Origin of the sequence: Mannheimia kashgarensis (genome assembly GCF_041807705.1) — a bacterium.
In the GTDB taxonomy this organism is placed as follows: Bacteria; Pseudomonadota; Gammaproteobacteria; order Enterobacterales; family Pasteurellaceae; genus Mannheimia.
Genome location: NZ_JBGTYY010000003.1, coordinates 132,043 through 156,763 on the forward strand (window position 1 = coordinate 132,043; position 24,721 = coordinate 156,763).

Here is a 24,721-nt window from a genome sequence, read left to right on the forward strand (position 1 = left end):
ATTATTCCTTATTTGTTAAAACGACTAATGTGGTTGTTAGTTCTACTTTTCTATCTTCAGTAGATTTAGTTAAAGTAAGAAAGTGATATTTTAAATAGTCAATTTGGTTAAGATCATTAATAAAGTTAAACAATGAATGGCTATTAGCGGTTATTTTTAGTTCAATGCTTTTACCCTGTTCTAAATTCCAGCTTAGATTATCAATATTAAGGTGATGCTTTTGAGCTATTTTTTGTATTGCAGTATTAACACTGGTTAAATTATTTTCTGAGCTCTGAGATTTAGCCTTATCAAATAAGCTGTGATATACGTTTTTCTGAACAGCAAGATGTGTATTTTGATTTTCTATACTCTCTAACAGACGATTAATGTCTAAATGAGTGTTGCCAATATAAAGTACAGGTAAAATAATTAGGATAAAAAACAGCGAGAACTGTATGGTTTTTTGTTTGAATTTAATAATATTTACCGCTTTAAATATATGATTTCTTGGGTTTAGATATAAATTTTCTAGTTTGTTTTGAATAAAAATCATCTTAGCTTCCTTTATGCTTTATTGTGAATGTGAAAGAGATTTCATTTTTATGATTAACATTTACTTGTTCTGTTTTTGTTTCAATAAACTCTTGTTGATATAAATACTGCTCTAATTTCTTGAAATCGTCTTCGAGACTTAATGTGCCACTTATTCTTAAATAAAGATCTTTCTCTTGGTATAACTGTATTACATCTATTCCGCCATTTTTTAAGGGGGTATGCTGTATCATTTTAAATAGTTGTGCGATTTTCTTATTTTCTACAAAAGGTAAGGTAATAGTATTTCCATTTTGCAGAAGTGAAATTTTGTTTCCAAAATCAAATGTATCTGTTTGTAGTTTTTCTAATTGTTGTGTAAGAGCTTCAAGTTCACTCTGTTTATTATCGATATAAAAGAGTAAAGATATTCCAAAAAAACACATTAACAAAAATGTATAAGCGATATTTTTAATGCTGCTATAGCGAGTAAATATCCATTTAATTTTTCTATTTCCACTTAAATCAATGCCTTGCCATTCCATAAACTTGCTCCAAGTGCGAGACAATAAAGTTGCTTTGCGTTATCAGATGGTATATCTATATTAGTAATAGGAATATCAGATAAAGAAATGCAATCCTTAGGTTCAACTTGAGGAAATATCAATTCATTTTCGGTAAACTGAATGATTTTTTGCTTAAAATAAAAGCAAGGGGAATTGTTATCAAGTTGAGGATTTAAATAAAAAATAGCTCGAATATAACAATGCAATTCGCAATCTAATATGCTATTAAATTGAGCTAGACTTTCCGCATAACGTCTATTTAATGCGTAAATTATTATTTTATCGAGATTGTTATTGCTACTCGGCAATCGCTGATAATCAAAATTGATACATTCAATAGCAAGTGGTTGCTCATTTTTTAAAATTTGAATAATTTGCCTATGTAATTGAATGTCATCCAGTTTTTTAGAGATAAAAACCGTTTTCCGCCAGATGTATTGGTAAGGAATAGGACAAACAAGGGCAAAATGTTTATTTTCTGTCTCTTTTTCAATGATTTGCTGAATAGCTGTCTCTCCCTCACTCTTTTTATGCCAAAAAGTATGGAATTTTTGAGCCTCATTTTTGACTAAACAGTAATATTGTTCATCTTCACTTAAGCCTAAAATGATAGGCTTTAAAGGTTCTTTGTTTGATAGCTTAAGTAATTTCATATCGGGTCAATAAGTAAAATTTGTCGCAATTTAGTTAGGCTAAATCAGCATTTTGGCTTATACTTAGCAACCTAATATTCGCTTTAAATTTATATTTCGTCATTAACCAAAAGAGATTTTTTCGATGCGGATCGCAAAAATAATATTTAGTGCTTTACTTTCACTTGTAATTTTGGGTGGAGTAATTGGTGGTTTACTTTATATGCATATCAAGTCTGACTTGCCTGATGTCGCAACACTTAAAAATGTTGAACTACAACAGCCAATGCAGATTTTTACCTTAGATGGAAAACTCATTGGGGAGGTAGGTGAGGAACGACGTATCCCCGTTAAACTTGAAGATGTTCCTCCAATGCTGATAAAAGCAATTTTGGCAACGGAAGATGCTCGCTTTTATGAGCATAAAGGGATTGACCCTAAAGGGATTATGCGTGCACTGTGGCGTACCAGCCAAGGTGATACACAAGGGGCAAGTACTATTACGCAGCAGTTAGCGAAAAATTTCTTCCTTACTCCTGAAAAAACCTTTGAGCGTAAAGCGAAAGAAGCCATTCTTGCGTTAGAAATTGAACAAGTTCTAACAAAAAATGAAATTTTAGAGCTGTACTTAAATAAAATTTATTTGGGATACCGCTCACACGGTGTAGTGGCAGCGGCTAAAACCTATTTCAATAAGGCATTGAAAGATTTAACCCTTTCGGAAATTGCGATCATTGCAGGGCTTCCAAAAGCTCCCTCAACAATGAACCCTCTTTATTCGGTAAAACGAGCAGAAGATCGCCGTAATGTGGTGCTAGGGCGTATGCTTGAAACCAAAGATATTACCCAAGAAGAGTATGAAAAAGCGAAAGCAGAGCCTGTGGTGGCTAATTATTATGGTGCTGCTTTAGAGTTCCGTGCGGATTATGTAACGGAAATGGTTCGTCAAGAAATCGTTAAGCGCTATGGTGAAAATATTGCCTATAACAAGGGTTTGAAAGTTTATGCCACCGTGCTTTCACACGATCAGAAAGCCGCACAAGATGCTCTGCGGGAGAATTTAATTGATTATGATCGCAGACGTGGTTGGCGAGGCGCTGAGCAATTATGGACAGGAAATGCAGCTTGGGACGATGAGAAAATTATCGATCATTTAAGTAAATTGCCGAAATCTGATCCTTTCACTCCTGCGGTTGTAATGCAAGCAGATAAATCGAAATATACGCTTTTATTGGCAAATGGCGATTCCGCAACGTTAAAGCGTGCTAATACTAATTTTGCTTCTAAAGGCTTAAAAGTGGGTGAACAGATTTGGGTTAGACAAAATAAAGCTAAAGAATGGGCTTTAGGGCAAATTCCTCAAGTGAATTCTGCTTTAGTATCAATTAATAGTGAGAATGGGGCGATTGAAGCGATTGTTGGTGGATTTAGTTTTGAACAGAGTCGTTTTAACCGTGCAACACAATCTTTAGTGCAAGTAGGGTCAGCAATTAAGCCATTTATTTATGCAGCTGCAATGAATAAAGGTTTGAGCCTCTCAACGACCATCAGTGACGCTCAAATTGTGATTAAAAAGTCCGGACAAAAAGAGTGGAGACCGAAAAATGCTGATGGGGTTTATGGTGGCCCAACGCGAGCAAGAGTTGCTTTAGGTAAATCTCGAAATATGGTAGCAATCCGTGTATTACAAATGGCAGGTATTGACTACACAGCCGATTATTTACAGCGTTTTGGCTTTAACCGTAATCAGTATGTGGCAACAGAAGCCTTAGCTTTAGGTGCGGCTTCTTTTACACCATTAGAAATGGCTCGTGCTTATGCAGTGTTTAATAATGGAGGTTACTTAATTGAACCTTATATTATTGATCGCATCATTGATGCTCATGGTTACGAACTCTATCAAGCAAATCCTGTAGTAGCTTGTTCGGTATGTGATAACCCTGTTATCTATCCTGAGCCGAAATATTTTGACTCAGTAAAAATTCACGATGAAAGTCAGGTTGTGCCAGCTCTGCTTACTCAGAATAATTCTGAGGAAGATGCAGTAGAGGATATTGCAGAATCTGAGCCAGAATTACAAGCAGGAAATAGCGAGAAAAACGCCCCTAGCCTGATGGCAGAATCTTCTCATCATATTAAGGGATTACGTTATGCTCCTCACGTGATTAGTAATGAATTAGCATTTTTAATGCGTAGTGCATTAGCAACAGCGGTAACTGGTGAACCTGAATATGGTTGGAGAGGCACGAGTTATAGAATGCTCAATACTATTAAACGTGATGATATAGGTGGTAAAACGGGTACAACCAATAAATCTAAAGCAACTTGGTATGCAGGTTTTGGTGCAGATATTGCAACGGTTGTTTATGTTGCTTTTGATGATAATAAAAAAGAGCTAGGTAAAGGTGCAACGGGCTCAAGTACTGCCTTACCTGCTTGGATAAATTATATGAAAGTTGCCTTAGCAGATAAGAAAGTTGAAAAACAGGTTGTACCTAAAAATATCGTTGAAGTAAAAATTGATCCAAATAGTGGCTTCTTGGGTGATGGACGTAAAGAATTCTTCATCAAAGGTACAGAACCAACAAAACGCTATGTGGTTGAAAGAGGTTATACTGAAAAGCCTCCAGCACAATCTGCTCCAGCTCGATTAGGGCTTCCATCGCCTGGTATGTTACAAAGTGGTGAGTTATTCTAAAAATTGCGAGGAATATGCTCTTAAAAGTTGAAAAATGGGGGTGTTTTTTGCGATAATAACGACCAATTTTATTTTGGGCGATTTGTGAGTTATTTATATACTTTTAGTCAATAAACGGATTTTATTGCAATTTTTATAAGAAATCAGACCGCTTGTATAACAAGCGGTCATTTTTTCTTTTAATTTCACAAATCAGATGTTTACAAATTTTAATAATAGAAGAACAAATAATGGCTGAAAAACGTAATATCTTTTTAATTGGACCGATGGGAGCTGGAAAAAGCACTATTGGTCGCCAACTTGCTCAAACATTAGGTATGGAATTTTTAGATTCTGACAGCGTGATTGAAGAAAGAGCAGGTGCGGATATTGATTGGATCTTTGATGTTGAAGGTGAAGCTGGTTTCCGTAAGCGAGAAGAGCGTATTATTAACGAATTAACGCAAAATCACGGTATTGTGCTTTCAACGGGAGGCGGTTCTATTTTATCAAAAGATAACCGTAATGTATTATCAGCTCGTGGTATTGTAATTTACTTAGAAACAACCGTTGATAAGCAATTTGAGCGTACTCAGCGTGATAAAAAACGCCCTTTATTGCAAACCGAAGATCCTCGTAAAACATTGGAAGAACTTGCAAAAATTCGTAATCCGCTTTATGAAGAAATTGCAGATATTACTATCCACACGGATGAACAAAGTGCAAAAGTAGTGGCAAATCAAATCATCGATATGATGGATAATTTAGTCGCATAAAAACTAATTTAACAAGGAGCGAGAGATGTTACAGGTAAATGTAGAATTAAAAGAACGCCGCTATCCGATTATTATTGGAGAGGGGCTACTTTCTCAAGCTGAGAGTTATTCGCCGTTAAAAGCAGGCGATAAAGTGATGATTGTTTCTAATCCAACCGTTGCTTTTCATTACATTGATACTGTTACTCGCGCTTTAACTGAATTAGGTTGCCAAGTAGATTCGGTATTAATTCCCGATGGCGAAGAGCATAAAAATTTGGATTCATTAAATCTGATTTTTACTGCCTTATTAGAAAAAAATCATAACCGTGATAGTACCTTAATTGCATTAGGGGGGGGGGTAATTGGCGATGTGGCAGGTTATGCCGCTGCTTCTTACCAACGTGGTATCCGTTTTATCCAAATCCCAACCACACTATTAGCACAGGTGGACTCTTCCGTTGGTGGTAAAACAGCGGTAAACCACCCGCTAGGCAAAAATATGATTGGGGCTTTCTATCAGCCTATTTCGGTGATTGTGGATACTGATACGCTGAAAACTTTACCAAAGCGTGAGGTAAGCGCTGGCTTAGCAGAAGTGATCAAATATGGTGCGATTTTTGATCTACCTTTCTTTGAATGGCTAGAAAATCATATTGATGATTTAGTGAGCTTAAAACAAGCTGAAATTGAGTACTGTATCCAACGCTGTTGTCAGCTCAAAGCAGATGTGGTTGCTCGTGATGAAACAGAAAAAGGCGATAGAGCATTATTAAATCTTGGGCATACTTTTGGACACGCCATTGAAGCTCGTATGGGCTATGGCGTATGGTTGCACGGCGAAGCCGTTTCTGTTGGTATGCTTGAAGCTGCTGCTTTATCGCACATTTTGGGCGATTTAAATGTGGAAGATGTGGCTCGTTTAGAAAAATTACTGGCAAGAGCCAATCTACCGACTATTTCGCCAGATGGTATGGAGCCTTTAGAATACCTGCCTTATATGTGGCGAGATAAAAAAGTGCTTGGTGGACAATTGCGTTTGATTTTACTGAAATCACTTGGTCAAGCTTATGTTTCAGCAAAAGCAACCGAAGAACAAGTACTGGCAGCTATCGAACGTTTCACCCAACGTTAAAGATTTAAATGAGTCATTCTAAACATCGAGCCTTTTTAAAATGGGCGGGCGGAAAATATCGCCTTATTCCAGATATCCAAACCCATTTGCCAAAAAAGGCTTGCTTAGTTGAGCCTTTTGTTGGTGCGGGTTCGGTATTTCTGAATACTGACTTTGAACACTATATTCTTGCCGATATTAACCCTGATTTAATCAATCTTTTCAATGTGGTAAAAGCAGATGTTGAGCATTATATTGCTCAAACAAAATTGCTTTTTCTACACCCTAAAGCGAATACTGAAGCCTTTTATAAAGCACGCCGTGCGGAATTTAATCGCTCAAAAGATACCTTTCGCCGTTCGGTTATTTTCCTCTATTTAAATCGTTTTGGTTATAACGGGCTATGTCGTTATAACCAAAAAAAAGGGTATAATGTACCATTCGGGCGTTATAAAACTCACTATTTTCCTGAAAATGAACTACGGTTTTTTGCAGAAAAAGCTCAAAAAGTGACTTTTATTTGTGCCGATTTTGAACAAGTGTTTGAGTTGGTAAAAAGCAGCCCAATGGATTGCGTTATCTATTGCGATCCGCCTTACGCCCCTTTATTGCAAGAGACTAATTTTACGCAATATGCAGGTGGTGGCTTTAGTTTGTTCCAGCAAGCTCGCTTGGCAAATCTCGCTCAAGAAATGAAAGAGCAGGGAATTCCGGTATTAATTTCAAATCACGACACTGATTTTACTCGGCTAATTTATCAATCCGCTCAAATCACTGAATTGCAAGTACAACGTTCAATCGGGCAGAAGGCAGGTTCTAGAATTAAAGTTGGCGAGTTGTTTGCGTTATTTTCCTAATTATTTGTAAATTTTTCTCAAAATATGACCGCTTGTGTTTAGCATTTAAGCGTTATTTTTTATTTTTATGCCTGTGGAGTATCAAATGGCAAATCAAAATGAAGAGCGTCAATCGTGGTCTAGCAGATTGGCATATATCATGACTGTTGCAGGAGCAACAGTAGGATTCGGAGCAACGTGGCGTTTTCCCTATTTAGTTGGTGAAAACGGCGGTGGTGCTTATGTATTTCTATTCTGTATTGCAATGATTGTGATCGGCATTCCAATGATTTTAGTCGAAAATGTGATTGGCAGAAGAATGCGATTGAATGTAATTGATGCTTTTGGTGGTTCGGCAAATGGTAAAAAAATCTTGCCTGCGTGGAAAGTTCTAGGCTATATGGGGCTACTCGGGGCATTCGGCATTCTGGCATATTATATGGTGCTTGGTGGCTGGGTACTTAATTATATTGGTAGCTTGATTACAGGGAGCCTTAATCTCTCAACGCCTGTTACGGTAGAAACTACTTATCAGTTCTTCCAACAAGGTATTTTTAATAGCCCTGCGACCATTATTACTTATACCGCCATTTTTGTGCTGGTAAATTATTTTATTTTAGTGAAGGGAATTGTTGATGGTATTGAGCGTTCGGTTAAATACCTGATGCCGATTCTATTTGTGTTTTTACTGGTAATGGTCATCCGCAATGTAACTTTACCGGGGGCAGTTGAAGGGATTAAATTTTATTTGATGCCTGATTTCTCTAAAATCACGCCAAAACTGTTTGTGTTTGTATTAGGTCAGGTGTTTTTTGCATTAAGTCTGGGTTTTGGTGTGCTGATTACGCTTTCAAGCTATTTAGATAAAAATGAAAACCTTGTTAAAACAGCAATCATTACAGGTGTAATGAATACGATTATTGCGGTGCTTGCCGGTTTTATGATATTTCCATCGCTATTCAGCTTTGGTGTTGCTCCAAACTCTGGGCCAACATTAGTCTTCCAAAGTTTACCGATTGTGTTCTCAAATATGTGGGGCGGTACGATTTTTGCGATTATTTTCTTTACTTTATTGGTTGTCGCGGCTTTAACCACTTCATTAACCATTTATGAAGTGATTATTACCTCACTTCAAGAAAAAGCAAATATCAGTCGCAAGAAAGCGATTTTTATTACCTTAGCAACCATTTTTGTATTAGGGAATATCCCATCTGCATTAAGTGATAATGTGCTAAAAGATGTGCAAATTATGGGTAAAAGCATTTTTGATGCTTTCGATTATATTAGTGGCAATATCCTATTTATCTTAACTGCATTGGGTAGTGCAATTTTTGTTGGATTTGTATTAAAAGATGAAGCAAAAGAAGAGCTTAGAGCAGGTAAAACATTGACTGCTATTTGGTTTAATTATGTTCGTTTTGTGATTCCTATCATTATTTTAGTGATTTTCTTTAATTCGCTATAGATAGAGTGACGTGTATAAATAAAGCTGTTTGAAAGTGTATTCAAACAGCTTTTTTACATTTATAAGCGGTCAAAAAAATTAATTTCTTTGCAATTAATGCCAGGTCATCCAGAAGAAATAAGACAAGCAACCAATAATGGTTATACAGAAAATATTGAGGATAAGACCGACTTTAACCATCTCACTTTGTTTGATGTAACCTGTTGCAAATACAATTGCATTTGGAGGGGTTGCAATAGGCAACATAAAGGCACAAGAAGCACCACAAGCAATGATTGCTGCTAATGAAATTGGTGGTAAACCGAGCGAATTTGCAACCGTAATAAAGATGGGTAGCATCAAGGCTGAACTTGCCGTATTTGATGTAAACTCAGTTAAAAATACAATAAAGCCTGTCATTACTAAGGTCATAATCAGCCAATGCTTTGTACCGATGTAATTTACAATAGTATCTGCCAAAATTTTACTTGCACCTGTCTCACGTAACACAATACTTAGCACTAACCCACCACCAAATAGCATTAGCACTCCCCATTCGGTACGTTCTTGAATTTCAGACCAAGTTGCAGTATTACAGATACAAAGAGCCACAACTGCGATCATCGCAATGACAGCATCAAAATTTTTAATGGATTCTTTTAATGCTAAGCCATTGCGAATAAAAGGCTCAATATAGCTACTAAAAGCCAATAAAATCGCAGTAACGATAAAAATGATGAGAGTCGCAAGCTGTTTTCCATTGAGTTTTGAATCTTCAATTTCAATATTAAACGGCACGTTAAAGTTTGGCTTTAGCATAACGAGTAAGCTGATAACCATTGCAATCATTAGCAAAATTGCAACAGGCATACCGTATGGAAGCCATTCAGAAAATGAGATTTTAATTTGAGAAGCCAATAACGCATTTGGTGCAGAGCCAACTAATGTGCCAATACCGCCGATACTAGAACTAAAAGCAATACCTAATAGCACAAAAACATAAAGATTGCGGTTAGTTTTAAGGTCAACTTTGTGCAGAATACCAAGAGTGAGTGGTAACATCATTGCGGCTACGGCAGTATTATTAATAAAGAGGGAGAGTAGGGCGGTTACAGCGAATAGGTAAATGACGGTGCGTTTTAAATTACCTTTGGCTAAGCGGATAACGTGATTAGCAATCCAAAGATCGATTTTTGGATATTTAACACCGCTGCAATCACAAAGCCCCCGAAGAACATAAAAATAATTGGCTCTGAGAATGGAGCAAAAGCGGCTTTGGTTGATAGCACGTTAAGCCCAATCGCAAATATCGGCACCATCAAGGCAGTTACGGTAATATTAAAGGCTTCGGTCAGCCAAAGAATGCCGATGAAGACAAGCAGGGCTAAGTCCCTATTTTCTTGTTCATTGAACGGGAGAAATTGCAGTAATAGAAAGAAAATTACAATATCAACTGCAAGTATTATTAACCCTCTTAAAGGATTTTTAGCTGTGCTAGTCATATAAACTCCTAATTACTTTTTGTTATATTAAATCGAAGGTATTAGCACTATACCAAAAATTTTTGTTAAAAAGATTAAAAAATTGTAAAGGAAAATATTTTCAGGAAACGTATAAAAATTATCAATTTATTTGATCTAGGTTAGCCCAAAATGATTAGAAGCTGATATAATCAAGTCATTATCACTTTTTAAATTCAAATCATAAAGAGGAACAAACTATGTCTGTTATTAAAATGACTGACCTTGATTTAGCGGGTAAACGTTTATTTATTCGTGCTGACCTTAATGTGCCGGTAAAAGATGGTAAAGTAACATCTGATGCTCGTATTGTGGCAACCATTCCTACATTAAAATTAGCTTTACAAAAAGGGGCTAAGGTAATGGTAACTTCTCACTTAGGTCGCCCGACTGAAGGCGTATTTGAAGAGGCAAACTCATTACAGCCTGTGGTTGATTACTTAAATGCTTCAGACTTAGGTGTTCCAGTACGTTTAGTGCGTGATTACTTAGATGGCGTTGAAGTAAACGAAAATGAAGTAGTTGTACTTGAAAATGTGCGTATCAATAAAGGTGAGAAGAAAAACGATCCTGAGCTTGCGAAAAAATATGCAGCACTTTGTGATGTTTTCGTAATGGACGCATTCGGTACAGCACACCGCGCTGAAGGTTCAACTTACGGCGTAGCAGAATATGCACCTGTTGCTTGTGCTGGCCCATTATTAGCGGCTGAATTAGATGCATTAGGCAAAGCATTAAAAGAACCACAACGTCCAATGTTAGCGATTGTAGGTGGTTCAAAAGTTTCAACAAAATTAACCGTTCTTGATTCCCTTTCAAAAATTGCCGACCAATTAATTGTTGGTGGCGGTATCGCAAATACCTTTATCGCAGCAGAAGGTCACGCAGTTGGTAAATCATTATATGAAGAAGATTTAATTCCTGAAGCAAAACGTTTAGCACAAGCAACCAATATTCCAGTTCCTGTTGATGTACGTGTAGGTACAGAATTCTCTGAAACTGCACCGGCAACCGAAAAATCGGTAAACGAGGTTCAAGCAGATGAGTCTATTTTTGATATTGGCGATAAATCAGCTGAAGAATTAGCAAATATCATCAAATCAGCAAAAACCATTCTTTGGAACGGCCCAGTTGGTGTGTTTGAATTCCCGAACTTCCGTAAAGGAACTGAAGTAATTTCAAATGCGATTGCAGAAGCAACAGCAAACGGTGCATTCTCTATCGCAGGTGGTGGCGATACTTTAGCGGCTATCGATTTATTCGGCATTAAAGATAAAATCTCATACATTTCAACTGGTGGCGGTGCATTCTTAGAATTTGTAGAAGGCAAAGTATTACCAGCCGTTGAAATTTTAGAGAAACGTGCTAACGGTTAATATTTGATTTATTGAACTGATGGCGTAAGCGTCCAGGCTTGCTCTATCAAAATATAGATTTTATTTATTATAAGGAAAAGCAAAATGTCATTATTAAACATCGTAAAACCAGGTGTTGTTACAGGCGACGACGTACAAAAAGTATTCGCTTACGCTAAAGAAAACAATTTCGCAATCCCAGCGGTAAACTGTGTAGGTTCAGACTCTGTAAACGCAGTATTAGAAACAGCAGCTCGTGTGAAATCACCTGTTATCGTTCAATTCTCTAACGGTGGTGCACAATTCTATGCAGGTAAAGGTTTGAAACCTGCATCAGGCGCTCGTACAGATGTATTAGGTGCGATTGCAGGTGCAAAACACGTTCATCAATTAGCAGAAGAATACGGTGTGCCAGTTATTCTTCACACTGACCACGCAGCAAAAAATTTACTTCCGTGGATTGACGGCTTACTCGAAGCAGGTGAAAAGCACTTTGCAGAAACAGGTCGCCCATTATTCTCTTCACATATGATCGATTTATCAGAAGAGCCAATCGAAGAAAATATGGAAATCTGCCGTGAATACTTAGCTCGTATGGATAAAATCGGTATGACGCTTGAAATTGAAATCGGCGTAACGGGCGGTGAAGAAGATGGCGTGGATAACTCAGATGTTGATGAATCTAAACTTTACACTCAACCGTCTGAAGTATTATACGTTTACGACCAATTAAGCCCAATCAGCAAACGTTTCACTATTGCGGCGGCATTCGGTAACGTACACGGTGTTTACAAACCGGGTAATGTAAAATTAAAACCATCAATCTTAGGCGAATCACAAAAATTCGTTTCTACTGAGCGTGGTTTACCGGAGAAATCATTAGACTTCGTATTCCACGGTGGTTCAGGTTCAAGCCGTGAAGAGATCCGTGAAGCAATCAGCTACGGTGCAATCAAAATGAACATCGACACCGACACCCAATGGGCAGCTTGGGACGGCATTCTTCAATTCTATAAAGCCAATGAAGCATACTTACAAGGTCAATTAGGTAATCCGAAAGGTCCTGATGCACCAAACAAAAAATACTACGATCCACGTGTTTGGTTACGCAAAATGGAAGAGTCTATGTCTAAACGCTTAGAGCAATCTTTCGAAGACTTAAACTGCGTGAACGTATTATAATTTGCAAAGTTTTTAGCAAATTTGACCGCTTGTGAGTAAACAAGCGGTCTTTTTTTATTTATTTTTTGCGGTAAACTATTACTTTATTCCCAACTTATAAATATTATGGCATTACTTGAAGCACACAACCTCAGCAAGCGTTTTATTGAGCGAACAGGATTGTTTCATAAGCAAGATTTCTATGCGGTTAAAGAGGTTTATTTTACCCTCAATAAGAAAGAAACATTGGCAATTATCGGCGAAAATGGAGCAGGTAAATCTACTTTAGCCAAAATGATTACTGGTATGGTAGAGCCAACCTCTGGGGAAATTATTTTTAGAGGTACACCGTTGCATTTTGGCGATTACAAATACCGTGCCAAACGTATTCGAATGATGTTTCAAGATCCAAATGATGCCTTTGATCCAAACTACAATATCGGGCAGATATTAGATGCTCCTTTGCGATTAGCAACTGATTTAAGCGAACAGGAACGAAACGAGCGTATTTTTAATACCTTAAAATTAGTGGGAATGTACCCTGAACATGCCCTGATTCCCATTTCTGAAGCCTCAAGCGGACAAAAACAACGAGTTGCCTTTGCCAGAGCCTTAATTTTAGAACCCGAAATTATTATTGCTGATGACACAATAAACTCACTTGATTTCTCCGTTAAAACGCAACTGCTTAATTTAATGCTCAACGTGCAACAAAAACAAGGAATTGCTTACATTTACGTTGGACAAAATATTGGGCTAATTAAACATATTGCAGATAAAATAATGGTAATGCAAAACGGTGAAGTAGTAGAATACGGAAAAACAAGAGAGGTGTTACTTAATCCAGAACATCAAATAACTAAAAGATTGATTGAAAGTCACTTTGGAAAACCGCTGACGGAAAATGCTTGGCTTAGCTAAATAAAAATTAAATTAAAAATAATAGGACAGGCAGAATGATTAACTGCCAGCCCTATTTCTTACAGGAAGATTTTATTCATCCTCTGTAAAGCGTTTTGCTTTATAAGTTGGGTTCATTAGGTTCTCAACAGAAAGAATATCATCTAATTGTTCTTCTGTGAGTAAGCCACGCTCTAGAACCACTTCACGCACGCTTCTGCCTGTGGTTGCACAGATTTTACCTACGATGTCTCCATTGTGGTGTCCGATAAATGGGTTGAGATAGGTTACAATACCGATTGAGCTAAACACATAGTTTTGGCAGATTTCACGGTTAGCTGTAATGCCATCAATACATTTATCACGCAAGTTCACACAAGCGTTGGCAAGAATGTCGATAGACTCAAATATTGCTTGCCCGATAACAGGTTCCATTACGTTTAATTGTAATTGACCTGCTTCTGCAGCGAATGTTACGGTGGTGTCGTTACCGAACACTTTAAAGCAAACTTGGTTTACTACTTCTGGCACAACAGGGTTTACTTTTGCCGGCATAATAGAAGAACCTGCTTGAAGTTCTGGCAAGTTGATTTCATTTAAACCAGCACGCGGGCCTGATGAGAGCAAGCGTAAGTCGTTACATACTTTAGAGAGTTTTACCGCTGTGCGTTTTAATGCTCCGTGTACCATTACATAAGCACCGCAGTCTGAGGTGGCTTCAATTAAGTTTTCTGAGAGAACACAAGGAAGTTGGGTAACTTCAGCCAGATATTTCACCGCAAGTTGTGAATAGCCTTCAGGGGTATTTAAGCCTGTACCGATTGCAGTCGCCCCTAAGTTCACTTCAAGTAGTAACTCTGCTGTGCGTTTTAGGTTACGAACTTCTTCATCTAATAACACGGCAAAGGCTTGGAATTCTTGGCCAAGTGTCATCGGAACCGCATCTTGTAATTGGGTACGACCCATTTTTAATACATCAGCAAATTCTTTTCCTTTATTTTCAAAAGCGGTTTTTAGGTAAGTAATTTTATCAATTAATTTGATAATGCTGTTATACACTGCAATACGGAAGCCCGTTGGGTAGGCATCGTTCGTTGATTGGCTAGCATTCACGTGATCCATCGGATTGACGATGTCGTATTTGCCTTTTTCTTCCCCTAAAATTTCAAGGGCTAGATTGGCAATCACTTCATTGGTGTTCATATTTACCGATGTGCCAGCACCACCTTGATAAACATCAGATGGGAATTGGTCTAAACATCTGCCTTTTACTAATACTTCATCACAGGCTTGAACAATCGCATTTGCTACTTTTTTCGGAATTGCACCGAGTTCGCCATTTGCTAATGCAGTAGCTTTTTTAACCATTACCATACCACGCACAAATTCAGGTACGTCAGAAATAGTTACATTTGAAATATTAAAATTCTCAATCGCTCTTAATGTATGAATTCCCCAATAAGCCTCATTCGGCACTTCTCTTTCGCCTAGTAAATCGTGTTCAATACGTACATTTGACATTTTTATCTCCTTTAGTAGATAGAATTAAATTTTGCTAAATAATACCTATTTTAAGGGATGAAAAACGTGATCTACATCAAATTTCTAAATAGCGGACTAGGATATAAATTGTGCTTTCGGATTAGAAAAACTAATGATAAATTAAAGTGATTACAACGCTAAATAAAAATAGGGCAAGCCAATTAACCAAGTGAAAGTGGAGAAGATAACTGCAATGTGAAAATACCAATGCTTAGTTTTATGGCGGAAATATTTCATTGCTAAATAAGTGCCAATAGCACCACCTAAAAAGCAGAAAGAGAGTAGTGTAACTTCTGGTACTCGCCATTCTTTTTTGATTGATTTCTGTTTATCGCTATACATTAAGTAAAAGGCACTTATATTCATTAGTGCGAAATAGGTGAACCAAAATAGTTTCATTTGCAATCCTTTGTAAAAAATTAACCGCTTGTAACAACGATCTTACTACAAGCGGTTAAAAAAGTGATTTATTTTGCAAATTAGTTGATTTCAACTTGCTCAGAGCCAGTGCCTAGCTCTTCAATTTTACCGATAACCCACGCCTTTTCGCCAGCTTCTTTTAGCACGCTTAACGCATTTTCAACGTCAGCCATAGGCAGAGCAATGACCATTCCTACACCACAGTTAAAGGTACGGTACATTTCATAACGGCTGATGTTACCTTTTTCTTGTAACCATTTAAACACTGCAGGCCATTGCCAGCTTGATTCATCAATAACTGCTTTAGCAGATTCTGGCAATACACGAGGAATATTTTCCCAGAAACCGCCTCCTGTTAAGTGAGCGATAGCGTGAACATTCACTTCTTCCACTAATTTTAACACCGATTTCACATAAATTTTGGTTGGAGCGAGTAAATGTTCGCTAAGTGGTTTATCTTCTAATAATTCCGTTGCTGGATTGGTATTGCTCACTTCTAACACTTTACGAATTAACGAATAGCCGTTTGAGTGTGGGCCACTTGAAGCGAGAGCAATTAATACATCTCCTGTTTGAACGGCTGAACCATCAATAATGCCTGCTTTTTCAACAATACCTACGCAGAAGCCTGCTAAATCGTAATCGCCTTCGTGGTACATTCCCGGCATTTCAGCGGTTTCACCACCTACTAATGCACAACCCGACATTTCACAGCCATCAGCAATGCCTTTTACCACATTTGCCGCAACATCAACATCTAATTTGCCTGTTGCGTAGTAGTCTAAGAAGAAAAGGGGTTCTGCACCCTGTACGACTAAATCATTCACACACATTGCGACTAAATCTTGCCCAATGGTATCGTGTTTGTTGAGATCAATGGCTAAACGTAGTTTTGTACCCACACCATCAGTACCTGATACTAAAATAGGCTCTTTATATTTGCTTGGTAATGCACATAATGCCCCAAAACCGCCTAAACCGCCCATTACCTCAGGGCGACGAGTACGTTTAACATCAGCTTTGATTCGTTCGACTAATTCGTTTCCTGCGTGGATATCAACGCCGGCATCTTTGTAACTAAGTTGTGTGTTGCTCACTTTAACCTCAACAGTAAATGAATGAAAAAACGAGGGTATTATAGCATAAGCAAACGTTTGCGAAATGTAAATTTTGAAAGAAATCTAATTATTCTACGAGAGAATGTAGGAGCAAATCACAATTTGTCCCTATAAGTTCATCGTTAAGCCATTCTCTTCGCTAACATCGTTGCAAAACGAAGCTGAATACGGTTGCCGTGCTCATCGGTTTTGTGGAGATGCCCTAAATCTTCGTTATATTTTACCAGTTCCCAATCTTTGTAATAATTTGCCAGCTCGCCTTCCGCAAAGGTAAAGGAGAATGGCATTGGGCAAGGGTAATCATCGGTACTCATTGCACACACAATCAAATTATAGCCACCCACTTTGGTGTTTTTCTGCATATTTTCAACAATTGCTGGAATGCGTTCACGGTTTAAGAACATCATTACCACCGTTGAAATAATCAGATCATATTCGCCATTTTGATTGGCGATGGTTGCCTCGTTAATATCATAAATATCTGCCGTAATATTCTGAGCTTGTTCTTTTTCGATCATATAGTTGAGGAAATCGATGCTTTCCTGATTCTGATCAACAGCGGTTACATCAAAGCCTAATAAATTTAGGTAAAGAGAATTACGGCCTCGTCCGCAGCCTAAATCTAAGGCTTTGCCACCTTTTACATAATTAACCGCATTTAACACTTCAGAGTGGGTTGTAGTGAGGTTGTATTTTTTCGCAAAGTAATCTTCTGGTTTGCAATAAAAGGCAAGTTGGCATTCAAGATCATCAGATAACGCTTCAACTTTGTGCCATAGTTGAGGCTCAACCATTGGGCGTTGGCGGTTTACATCGAAAATATCTTCTTTAATCACTTCGCCATCTTCGGTTAATTCGTAATATTTTAGCGAGCCTTTTAAAATGGTGAGTTTCGCCCAAGTGCCCACTTTAGTATTGTGCTTTTCTTGGAACATTTGTGGCAAGGTGTCTTTTGTCCACACTGGCATTTGTTTATAGCAGATTAAATTTTCCATTGTTCTGTCCTTCTGTGAAAAAACGAGTGGGAAAATTTTATCACTGTTTAAATGCCTGAAAACAAAAAATCCGACTAAAAAAGTCGGATTTGATCAAATTTATGTGAAATATATTTTGTTAGTCAATGTTTACACTTCTAAATTGACGAGCAAAATAAATTAAACTGTGGTTCGGCTCGACATCAATATGGTTAACTTCCACCACAAAAATAGTATGTGTACCCACAGCGTGAGTATCCACAATATTGCCTTGTAAAGCCGAAATGGCACTGCGTAACACAGGCTGATCGTCAAAGCCATTATCCCAAATATCCCAGCTAAAACGCTCTTCCATTGTGCTTTCAAGAATAGCAGCGAAATGTTTGGCGATGTCTTCTTGCTCGTGGCTTAGCACATTAATACAGACTTTGCCGTTGTGCTTGATAATATCGTGAACGTGGCTGTTTTTATTCACGCAAAAAAGCACCGTTGGGGGAGCATCGGTTACTGAGCTTACTGAAGAAACAGTAAGCCCAACTTTGCCAGCTGCTCCGTTAGAGGTAACGATGCTTACCGCTGATGATAAATGTGCCATTGCTTCACGAAATTTTAGTGAGGCGTTAATAGGTTGAGATGTATCGATGTTCGACATATTTTTCCTTATTATTCTTTCCAAACAACGTGATATTCACGATTTTCTTTTTCGTGTGAAATTAAGAAACGGGCGAATACATCGTCCATTTCATCTTTCTCATTTACTAAGCCAACCCAAACCTCCGCAAAGGCTTCTGGGTCGATCAGCGTGCCGATTTCTTGATCCCAATCTTCACTGGTTTCGACCATTTCGACCGCACCACACTCTTCAAACTGGAGATTAAACAGTAAAATATCGGCAGGGTCTAAATTCTCGCCAGCCATTTCTAAGAAAATATCGTATGCAATATCTATTGCTTCATCAGGAGTTAATTTTTTCATATGTTGATTCTAATAGTCCTACCATAAAAGTGTTAGATAGATAAGTTTTATTTTATGCTTTTTAGTTATAAAAAACAAAAATATTACGCTTGAATTAAACGGCTTACTACCATTCCCGCCGTTTTCTCTTTTAAAAGTTGCCAGCCTTCAGGCAAATTTAATGGGGCGTGATTTTTTTCCGTTTCCACATACAAAATCGCATTTTCTGCCAACCAGTTATTTTCAACTAGCAATGTTAGTACTTGTGGCACAAGATTTTGATGAAAAGGGGGATCGATAAACACAATATCAAATGGCTCACCGCTATTTTTATTTGATAGATATTGTAACGTATCGGTTTGAACAACAGAGCCATTTTCTGTTTTTAAGGTTTGCAGATTTTTCTTCAACAAATTAGCGGCATTTGCAAATTTTTCCAAAAAAACGACCGCTTGTGCTTGGCGAGAAAGTGCCTCAAACCCCAGAGAGCCACTGCCTGCAAAGCAATCTAAACAGCGTGCGTGAGCAATATCGTGCATTAACCAGTTAAACAGCGTTTCTTTCACTCGATCTGTGGTGGGGCGTAGCCCTTCTGCATTCAATACGGGTAATTTTCTACCTCGCCAAAGCCCAGCAATAATACGTACTTCGCCCATTTGTTGGTTAGATTGCGGAGAATTTCGATTTTTTTTCATACTCACTAAAGGAAAATAAAGGATTTTTTGATAAACTATGTAAGTTTAGTCTATTTTCAGTATAAATGAGAGAAAAATATGTCAGAGAAGAAAAAAGGTTTTTGGTCTTGGCTTGGATTTGGTAAGAAAGAAGAAACAAAACAGGAAGATATTCAGCAAGAACAAGAGGTTATTCAACCCGAAGAGCCTGTGATTATTAAACCAGAAACCGAGAAATCGTTTTCTGAGAAATTAGATGATCTGGAAGATAGAATCGAAGAAAAGGCAGATCAGCTAGAAGACTATTTTGAGGAAAAAGAAGATCAAATTGAACAGAAGTTTGAGGAAATTGAGGATAAATTCGAGGAAAAAGTCGAAGAGTTCAAAGAGTTTGTTGAAGAAAAAGTTGAAGAGGTAAAAGAGTTCTTTGATGATGTTGAAGACAAAATTGAACAGACATTTGAGGAAGAAAAAGGCGAACAAGCGGTCGAAAATCTGCAAAATATTGCAACTGAGCAGCTAGATCTTAACGAACAAGAGCAAGTGACTTATCAAGTAGAAGAAGCTCAAGTGGAAGAAGCGGTAGCTCAGGAAGTTGCTGTAAGCGAAGATTTACCTCAGGCGGTTTTAGTTGAAGATGTTGTAGAGCCAATCATTACCGAACCAGAGCCTTTAGATGCTCAAGAGATTGTTGAAGAGCCGACAATTCAAGACGAATATCAAGAAAAGCCTAGTCAAGGAGGTTTCTTTAACCGTTTAATTCAAGGCCTAATTAAAACCAAGCAAAACATTGGTTCGGGTTTCCGCAATTTCTTCAGTGGCAAGAAAATTGATGATGAATTATTTGAGGAGCTAGAAGAACAGCTACTTGTGGCGGATTTAGGTATGCCGACCACACAAAAAATCATCAATAATTTAACGCAGCACGCCACGAAAAAGCAGTTAAAAGATGCTGAGTTGCTTTACCAGCAATTAAAAATTGAGTTGGGCGAAGTGTTAAAACCTGTGGCTCAGCCTTTAGTGCTTGAAGAGAAAAAACCGTATGTGATTTTAATGGTGGGCGTTAATGGTGTGGGCAAAACCACAACTATTGGTAAACTTGCTCGTAAATTCCAAAATGAAGGGAAATCGGTGATGTTAGCTGCAGGCGACACTTTCCGTGCAGCAGCAGTAGAGCAACTTCAAGTTTGGGGCGAGCGAAATAACATTCCTGTGGTGGCACAAAGCACGGGTTCAGATTCTGCCTCTGTGATTTTTGATGCAATGCAATCTGCAGCGGCAAAAGGGATTGATGTGCTAATTGCAGACACTGCAGGCAGATTACAAAACAAAAACAACTTGATGGACGAGTTGAAAAAAATCGTGCGTGTGATGAAAAAATATGACGAAACCGCACCGCACGAAATTATGCTTACCCTGGATGCAGGCACGGGGCAGAATGCAATTAGCCAAGCAAAATTATTTAATGAAGCGGTGGGCTTAACGGGCATTACATTAACCAAATTAGACGGTACGGCAAAAGGCGGTGTGATTTTTGCGATTGCGGATCAATTCAATATTCCTATCCGATTTATCGGGGTGGGCGAGAAGATTGAAGATTTACGTCCGTTTAACGCAGAAGAATTTATCGAAGCCTTATTTAGCCACGAGGACGAACAACAATGATTAAATTTACTAATGTGAATAAGGTTTACAAAGGCGGTAAACCTGCTTTACAAGGCATTGATTTCCACTTGCCAGCAGGTGGAATGGCGTATATTACAGGGCATTCCGGTGCAGGTAAAAGTACGCTGTTAAAATTAATTATGGGCATTGAGCGTGCCAATGGTGGGCAAATTTTGTTTAACGGACACGATATTACTCGTCTTTCTCATCACGAATTGCCGTTTTTACGCCGTCAAATCGGAATGGTACACCAAGATTATCGTTTATTAACCGATAGAACCATTTTAGATAATGTTGCCCTCCCGCTCATTATTTTAGGTATGAACCAAGCGATTGTAGAGCGTGAAGCGCTTATTGCGCTTGAGCGAGTAGGGCTTGCGGATAAAGCCAATTATCTACCATTGCATCTTTCAGGCGGCGAACAGCAACGTGTTGATATTGCCAGAGCCATTGTTCATCGCCCAATTTTGTTGTTAGCAGATGAACCAACGGGGAATTTAGATGAAAAGCTCTCGTTTGAAATTTTCCGTTTATTTGAAGAGTTTAATCAGGCTGGCACTACGGTGCTTATTGCGACACACGATACCAATATCATCTCAAAATGTCCAAAACCGTGTTTGGTGTTGGAACAAGGGCATCTTAAATTTTAAGGGAAGATTATGATTCGTTCATTTAACAAATTAGGTGCTCAAACCAGCTACTCTTTACGAGCGGTCTGGCAAGATTTAATGAAACGCAAACTAGGTACATTTTTAACCATATTAGTGATTGCGGTTTCACTCACTATTCCAACGGTAAGTTATTTACTGTGGAAAAATACGCACACAGCGGCAACACAGTTTTATCCAGAACCACAACTTACGGTTTATCTGCACAAAAACTTAGCGGAACACGATGTCAATACGGTGGTTGATCGTATTCGTGCTTATGAATCAGATAAAATTGATTCCTTTAATTATATTTCTCGTCAGCAGAGTTTAGAGGAATTTCGCTCTTGGACAGGCTTTGGAGAAGCGTTAGATATTTTAGATGAAAATCCACTGCCGGCGGTAGTTACCTTAAAACCAAAAGCAAATTTCAATAGTGGTGATGCAATGGTTGAGTTACGCAACGGTTTACAACAAATCAAAGGCGTACAGGAAGTTCGCTTAGATAACGGCTGGTTGGAAAAATTAACCGCTTTAACTTGGCTTATTGCACGTATTGCAATTGTGTGTACATTATTGATGTTATTAGCGGTCTTTTTAGTGATTGGTAATAGCGTTCGTACCGATGTGGCAAATAGCAAAGCAGCGATTGAAGTGCAACAAATTCTAGGCGCAACCGATCACTTTATTGCTCGTCCGTTCCTTTACACAGGAATGATTTACGGCTTTTTCGGCAGCCTGTTAGCTGTACTGTTTAGTGCAGTAACGATTAGCTATTTTACAGGCATTGTGAAGTATGTAACCGATATGTTCACGGTTCAATTTGAACTAAAGAGCTTAAATTTTAGCGAGGCCTTTTTCTTAATTGTGCTTTGTGTGTTTATAGGTTGGTTATCGGCAAAAATAGCGACAATGCGAAATATTTTCAGAATTGGCAGTCGATAATTTCTTTTAAATAAAAGCGGTCTATGTTGTTCAATTTGCAAAATAATGAACAAAATAGACCGCTTGTTGTTTCTATTCCAATACCATTAAGCCCGGCAGCGTTGCAAAACTTTGATCTTTGATGGTGTCGTGGAAATCATCTAGGTAGGCAAGGGCAGCATCTGATTCACGAATTGCCCCATAAAGGTTGCTATATAAACCTTGCTGAGTGATTTTGCGAGCTACCACATAGCCTCTGTCCAAATAAGGTTTAACCGCCCAATAAGGCAGAGCTGCCACCCCTCGACGGCTTGCCACAAGCTGAATAATGGCAATGGTTAATTCGCTATTGCGACGAGTAACTTTAATGCCCGCAGGATTTAGCACTTTACGCAGTAAATCGAGCATATCATCAGGCACAGGGTAGGTAATGAGGGTTTCATCTTTAAAATCTTCCGCTTCCCACACTTCTTTTGTTGCAAGAGGGTGATCTTTCGAGCAAATCCCCACCATTTCATAAGAAAATAGCGGTTTACAAATAATGCTTGAATTATCTTCAACTTCCGACACAATCGCCAAATCTGCCCTATGGCTTAATAATAAGCCCACTGTATCCGTATGGAAGCCCGATACAATATCCAATTCCACTAATGGCCAATGCTGGCGGAAAGTATCCATTGCAGGCATTAACCAGTCAAAACAAGTATGGCATTCCACCGCAACCCGCACTTCGCCCACTTCACCTTGTTTTACCCGAGCCAAATCAAGCTCAGCCTCGATCACTTGTGGCAAAATATCATAGGCAAGTTTAATTAAGCGTTCTCCTGCTTGGGTGAAGCGAATGGGCGAGCTTTTACGTTCGAATAGTGTAAGAGCGTACTGCTCTTCTAAGAGTTTGATTTGATGGGAAAGGGCTGATTGGGTTAAATGCACACGTTTTGCTGCTAAAGAAACGCTGCCGCTTTCTTTTAACGCAACTAATGTTCTTAAATGACGGATTTCTAGGAAAATGGGCTTCATAATTTATTCATCTAAAAGTGAAAAAAGATGAAAAGAATTATAACAAACAAGCGGTCAAATTTTGCAAAAAATTTACAAATTCTGACCGCTTGTAGAGACTGGTTATTAGGGTTATTTAGTTAATTGAACTAAAATACGGCGAACAGGCTCTGCTGCACCCCATAATAATTGGTCGCCCACCGTGAATGCTGCTAAATATTCACCACCCATTGCTAATTTGCGTAAACGCCCAACTGGTACGCTTAATGTGCCGGTTACTTTCGCAGGTGTTAATTCACGCAATGTGGTTTCTTTGTCGTTTGGAATCACTTTCACCCATTCATTGTGAGCTGCAATGATTTGCTCAATTTCTGCTAATGGAATATCTTTCTTCAGCTTAATTGTGAATGCTTGGCTGTGGCAACGTAATGCGCCAATACGCACGCATAAACCATCAACAGAAATTGGATTTTCGCTTAAACCTAAGATTTTGTTGGTTTCCGCATAGCCTTTCCACTCTTCTTTGGTTTGTCCTGTTTCAGGTAATAATTTATCAATCCAAGGAATTAAGCTACCACCTAATGCCGCACCGAAGTTCTCAGTTGGGAAATCGTCCGCACGCATTTTTGCGGTTACTTTACGTTCAATGTCTAAAATTGAAGAAGCAGGATTTGCTAATTCTGCTTTTACGCTATCTTCTAATTCACCCATTTGTGAAAGTAATTCACGCATATTTTTTGCACCAGCACCAGAAGCAGCTTGGTAAGTAGCAACAGAAACCCATTCCACTAAATCTTTTTCAAATAAGCCACCGATTGCCATTAGCATTAAACTTACCGTACAGTTACCACCTACGAAAGTTTTAATACCGTTTTTCAAGCCTTCAGAAATAACGTGTTGGTTTACTGGGTCTAATACGATGATTGCATCATCTTTCATACGAAGTGCAGAAGCAGCATCAATCCAGTAACCGTTCCAGCCGCTTTCTTTTAATTTTGGATAAACTTCGTTGGTATAATCGCCACCTTGACAGGTTACGATGATGTCTAATTTTTTTAATTCTTCGATATCAAAGGCATCTTTTAATTCACCAGCATCTTTTCCACCAAATACTGGGGCTTTTTGACCAGCTTGTGAAGTAGTAAAGAAAATAGGATTGATGTTAGCGAAGTTATTTTCTTCTACCATACGATCCATTAATACTGAACCCACCATTCCACGCCAACCGATAAAACCTACATTTTGCATTGTGCTTGCTCCTAAAAAGTTATTGTTTTAAAATTTAAATAAATACAGGATTTTCATTGAAAAATCAATGTTTTTTATTTGTT

The 24,721-nt window shown here is 38.2% G+C and carries 23 protein-coding genes and 1 pseudogene; 11 read left to right on the top strand and 13 right to left on the bottom strand.

Translation table 11 applies throughout. From position 1 onward, the window contains the following. Position 1: 1 nt before the first annotated feature. From ACERCF_RS02860 to ACERCF_RS02870, 3 genes are read right to left on the bottom strand one after another with little or no spacing between them, the layout of a single operon-like run. Positions 2–535 (bottom strand): hypothetical protein, encoded by a 534-nt coding sequence (locus tag ACERCF_RS02860; RefSeq protein ID WP_373624556.1) that lies wholly within the window; start codon positions 533–535, stop codon positions 2–4. A gap of 1 nt (position 536) precedes the next feature. Beyond that, positions 537–1,058, bottom strand: coding sequence for a hypothetical protein (locus ACERCF_RS02865; RefSeq protein ID WP_373624557.1), 522 nt, complete (start codon positions 1,056–1,058; stop codon positions 537–539). Next, on the bottom strand, positions 1,034–1,732 hold the full coding sequence (locus ACERCF_RS02870) for a competence protein ComA (RefSeq protein ID WP_373624558.1): 699 nt from the start codon (positions 1,730–1,732) through the stop codon (positions 1,034–1,036). The genes ACERCF_RS02865 and ACERCF_RS02870 overlap by 25 nt, the downstream gene beginning before the upstream one ends. 124 nt (positions 1,733–1,856) lie before the next feature. Here ACERCF_RS02870 and ACERCF_RS02875 point away from each other — a divergent pair, with 124 nt between their 5' ends. The 5 genes from ACERCF_RS02875 (at position 1,857) to ACERCF_RS02895 (ending at position 8,558) form a co-directional block, all read left to right on the top strand. Beyond that, positions 1,857–4,409, top strand: coding sequence for a penicillin-binding protein 1A (locus ACERCF_RS02875; RefSeq protein WP_373624559.1), 2,553 nt, complete (start codon positions 1,857–1,859; stop codon positions 4,407–4,409). Between the two features lie 230 nt (positions 4,410–4,639). Then, complete coding sequence (gene aroK / locus ACERCF_RS02880; protein ID WP_373610661.1) at positions 4,640–5,164, top strand: shikimate kinase AroK; 525 nt, start codon at positions 4,640–4,642, stop codon at positions 5,162–5,164. Between the two features lie 25 nt (positions 5,165–5,189). Further along, positions 5,190–6,278: a 3-dehydroquinate synthase gene (aroB, locus tag ACERCF_RS02885; protein WP_373624560.1), complete on the top strand. Its 1,089-nt coding sequence runs from the start codon at positions 5,190–5,192 to the stop codon at positions 6,276–6,278. An 8-nt stretch (positions 6,279–6,286) separates the two neighbouring features. After that, positions 6,287–7,114 carry a Dam family site-specific DNA-(adenine-N6)-methyltransferase gene (locus ACERCF_RS02890; RefSeq protein ID WP_373624561.1) on the top strand — a complete coding sequence of 276 codons (828 nt, stop codon included), beginning with the start codon at positions 6,287–6,289 and terminating at the stop codon, positions 7,112–7,114. Between the two features lie 85 nt (positions 7,115–7,199). Continuing rightward, a complete protein-coding gene (locus ACERCF_RS02895) occupies positions 7,200–8,558 on the top strand; it encodes a sodium-dependent transporter (RefSeq protein WP_373624562.1) in 1,359 nt (452 codons plus the stop codon). A 93-nt stretch (positions 8,559–8,651) separates the two neighbouring features. Here ACERCF_RS02895 and ACERCF_RS02900 read toward each other — a convergent pair. Next, positions 8,652–10,039 (bottom strand): annotated as a pseudogene (locus tag ACERCF_RS02900) (SLC13 family permease). Between the two features lie 218 nt (positions 10,040–10,257). Between ACERCF_RS02900 and ACERCF_RS02905 the strand changes: the two are divergent. The 3 genes from ACERCF_RS02905 to ACERCF_RS02915 all read left to right on the top strand — a co-directional run bounded on the left by ACERCF_RS02905 (position 10,258) and on the right by ACERCF_RS02915 (position 13,494). Continuing rightward, on the top strand, positions 10,258–11,433 hold the full coding sequence (locus tag ACERCF_RS02905; RefSeq protein ID WP_373610665.1) for a phosphoglycerate kinase: 1,176 nt from the start codon (positions 10,258–10,260) through the stop codon (positions 11,431–11,433). 84 nt (positions 11,434–11,517) lie between these two features. Beyond that, positions 11,518–12,594 (top strand): class II fructose-bisphosphate aldolase, encoded by a 1,077-nt coding sequence (fbaA, locus tag ACERCF_RS02910; protein ID WP_373624563.1) that lies wholly within the window; start codon positions 11,518–11,520, stop codon positions 12,592–12,594. 105 nt (positions 12,595–12,699) lie between these two features. Continuing rightward, positions 12,700–13,494, top strand: a complete 795-nt coding sequence (locus tag ACERCF_RS02915) for a peptide ABC transporter ATP-binding protein (RefSeq protein WP_373610667.1) — start codon at positions 12,700–12,702, stop codon at positions 13,492–13,494. Between the two features lie 72 nt (positions 13,495–13,566). Here the strand turns inward: ACERCF_RS02915 and aspA are convergent, their stop codons facing one another. The 7 genes from aspA to rsmD form a co-directional block, all read right to left on the bottom strand. Beyond that, on the bottom strand, positions 13,567–14,994 hold the full coding sequence (gene aspA, locus ACERCF_RS02920) for an aspartate ammonia-lyase (protein ID WP_373624564.1): 1,428 nt from the start codon (positions 14,992–14,994) through the stop codon (positions 13,567–13,569). Positions 14,995–15,144: 150 nt separating this feature from the next. Further along, positions 15,145–15,414 (bottom strand): DUF1294 domain-containing protein, encoded by a 270-nt coding sequence (locus ACERCF_RS02925; RefSeq protein ID WP_373610670.1) that lies wholly within the window; start codon positions 15,412–15,414, stop codon positions 15,145–15,147. 80 nt (positions 15,415–15,494) lie between these two features. Continuing rightward, positions 15,495–16,532, bottom strand: coding sequence for a phosphoribosylformylglycinamidine cyclo-ligase (gene purM / locus ACERCF_RS02930; protein ID WP_373624565.1), 1,038 nt, complete (start codon positions 16,530–16,532; stop codon positions 15,495–15,497). Between the two features lie 143 nt (positions 16,533–16,675). Continuing rightward, the gene (gene tehB, locus ACERCF_RS02935; protein ID WP_373610672.1) at positions 16,676–17,548 is read right to left on the bottom strand and encodes an SAM-dependent methyltransferase TehB; all 873 of its coding nucleotides are present in this window, start codon (positions 17,546–17,548) and stop codon (positions 16,676–16,678) included. Between the two features lie 118 nt (positions 17,549–17,666). Beyond that, positions 17,667–18,179: a 4-hydroxyphenylacetate 3-monooxygenase, reductase component gene (hpaC, locus tag ACERCF_RS02940; protein ID WP_373610673.1), complete on the bottom strand. Its 513-nt coding sequence runs from the start codon at positions 18,177–18,179 to the stop codon at positions 17,667–17,669. Between the two features lie 11 nt (positions 18,180–18,190). After that, positions 18,191–18,502 carry an HI1450 family dsDNA-mimic protein gene (locus ACERCF_RS02945; protein WP_373624566.1) on the bottom strand — a complete coding sequence of 104 codons (312 nt, stop codon included), beginning with the start codon at positions 18,500–18,502 and terminating at the stop codon, positions 18,191–18,193. A gap of 83 nt (positions 18,503–18,585) precedes the next feature. Continuing rightward, positions 18,586–19,176: a 16S rRNA (guanine(966)-N(2))-methyltransferase RsmD gene (gene rsmD / locus ACERCF_RS02950; RefSeq protein WP_373624567.1), complete on the bottom strand. Its 591-nt coding sequence runs from the start codon at positions 19,174–19,176 to the stop codon at positions 18,586–18,588. Positions 19,177–19,254: 78 nt separating this feature from the next. On the opposite strand from rsmD, the gene ftsY reads away from it, so the two are divergent. Genes ftsY through ftsX form a run of 3 tightly spaced genes read left to right on the top strand, consistent with a single transcriptional unit; the run spans position 19,255 to position 22,412 of the window. Further along, complete coding sequence (gene ftsY / locus ACERCF_RS02955; RefSeq protein ID WP_373624568.1) at positions 19,255–20,820, top strand: signal recognition particle-docking protein FtsY; 1,566 nt, start codon at positions 19,255–19,257, stop codon at positions 20,818–20,820. Continuing rightward, positions 20,817–21,470: a cell division ATP-binding protein FtsE gene (gene ftsE / locus ACERCF_RS02960; protein WP_373624569.1), complete on the top strand. Its 654-nt coding sequence runs from the start codon at positions 20,817–20,819 to the stop codon at positions 21,468–21,470. The genes ftsY and ftsE overlap by 4 nt, the downstream gene beginning before the upstream one ends. Before the next feature lie 9 nt (positions 21,471–21,479). Continuing rightward, positions 21,480–22,412, top strand: coding sequence for a permease-like cell division protein FtsX (ftsX, locus tag ACERCF_RS02965; RefSeq protein ID WP_373624570.1), 933 nt, complete (start codon positions 21,480–21,482; stop codon positions 22,410–22,412). Between the two features lie 72 nt (positions 22,413–22,484). Here ftsX and ACERCF_RS02970 read toward each other — a convergent pair whose 3' ends face one another. Both ACERCF_RS02970 and asd read right to left on the bottom strand, forming a co-directional pair. Further along, complete coding sequence (locus ACERCF_RS02970; RefSeq protein ID WP_373624571.1) at positions 22,485–23,411, bottom strand: LysR family transcriptional regulator; 927 nt, start codon at positions 23,409–23,411, stop codon at positions 22,485–22,487. A 111-nt stretch (positions 23,412–23,522) separates the two neighbouring features. Beyond that, on the bottom strand, positions 23,523–24,638 hold the full coding sequence (gene asd / locus ACERCF_RS02975; RefSeq protein WP_373624572.1) for an aspartate-semialdehyde dehydrogenase: 1,116 nt from the start codon (positions 24,636–24,638) through the stop codon (positions 23,523–23,525). Between the last annotated feature and the right edge of the window lie 83 nt (positions 24,639–24,721).